The organism is Alcanivorax sp. HI0083, from assembly GCF_001635175.1.
This window is the reverse complement of the sequence record NZ_LWFX01000052.1, coordinates 1-743: the sequence shown is the minus strand read 5'-3', so window position 1 is coordinate 743 and position 743 is coordinate 1. Positions and strand designations below refer to the sequence as shown.

The 743-nt window shown below is 58.0% G+C and carries 2 protein-coding genes; both read right to left on the bottom strand.

Annotation, left to right across the window (positions count from 1 at the left end; translation table 11 throughout):
* Positions 1-249 (bottom strand): chorismate mutase (locus A3754_RS00545; RefSeq protein WP_063518558.1); only part of this gene is annotated, 249 nt, incomplete at its 3' end.
* Between the two features lie 83 nt (positions 250-332).
* Positions 333-743: indole-3-glycerol-phosphate synthase (locus tag A3754_RS00540; protein ID WP_197468339.1), on the bottom strand; the 411-nt coding region annotated here is incomplete at its 5' end.

Below are 743 nucleotides of genomic sequence, written 5' to 3'. Positions count from 1 at the left end.
GTTCCGGTACAGATCTTCAACCATGTCCGCATCCAGCCCTTCCTGCTCTGCCCAATATCTTCTGGTCTGGAGCATGGCTCTGAAACGCTCCGGCGCACGCACCCCATCCTCGCTGGTCTTGAAGGCCGCGGCAGCATGTACATACCCCGCCCTTTCTCCCAACAATGCAATGATTTGCCTGTCGCTACGGTCGATTTCGGCACGGATGTCCTCCATACCCAGGCATTCCTGAGGTGACTTTCCTGTCATTCCAAATCCTCTCACCCAACGCGGTTTGTCGGCTTACGCCGCTGCGCGGCTAAGCCGATCTACAAACCTCGCAACTCGTACGCTCAGAAGAACAGCTTCTTGAGTTCAGCGCCCGGGTCTTCAGCGCGCATGAAGGCTTCGCCGACCAGAAAACTGTGGATGCCGCTCTTGCGCATCAATTGCACGTCAGCGCTGCTGTGGATACCACTTTCAGTCACCACCATGCGATCACCCGGCACTTGTTGTGCCAGCGTCAGCGTGGTGTCCAGGCTGGTTTCAAACGTGTGCAGGTTACGGTTATTGATACCGATCAGCTCGGCGTTCAAGGCTACCGCCCGGTGCAGCTCTTCTTCGGTATGAACCTCTACCAGCACATCACAGCCGGCCCGCTGGGCAGCATGATACAGCTCATTCATCTGGGCATCAGACAGCGCCGCAGCGATCAGCAGCACCGCATCCGCCCCCATGGCCCGGGACTCGAAAACTTGCCACGG